Consider the following 430-nt stretch of genomic DNA (forward strand, 5'->3'; position numbering starts at 1 on the left):
GGTGTGGTGATCACCGATAAAAACTTTGTCATTGAATACGTAAACCCTAAAATGCTTGAAATGACCAGCTTTTCAGAGGAACATTTTAATCGAGCGCCTTTATTAAGCATTATTGCAAGCGAAATGGCTATATTAATTGATGATATAGATGTTGATTTACGCAGTCGTAATTGTTGGCGTGGCGACACCTTAATTGAAAGCAATAATAAAGCGCCTATTTGGGTTTCTTTAAGTATTTCACCTATTCGCGAAGATGACGGAACAATTACCAGTTACGTAGCCTCTGCGCAGGATATTTCGTTTGTTAAAGAAAGCCAGCGTAAAATGGAACAGCTTGCTTATTTTGATACTTTAACAGGACTTGCTAATCGAACATTTTTTAGAATGCAGCTGCGTAAATCGATGGCGCTCGCTGAACGCGGGCATTATG

At 39.1% G+C, this 430-nt stretch carries 1 protein-coding gene; it reads left to right on the top strand.

Translation table 11 applies throughout. The features are described from left to right. On the top strand, window positions 1-430 hold a 430-nt coding region (locus AAEY62_RS20400; RefSeq protein WP_350636027.1), incomplete at both ends, for a PAS domain-containing protein.

It is taken from the genome of Pseudoalteromonas sp. GW168-MNA-CIBAN-0100, assembly GCF_040309225.1.
GTDB classification, from domain to species: Bacteria; Pseudomonadota; Gammaproteobacteria; order Enterobacterales; family Alteromonadaceae; genus Pseudoalteromonas; species Pseudoalteromonas arctica.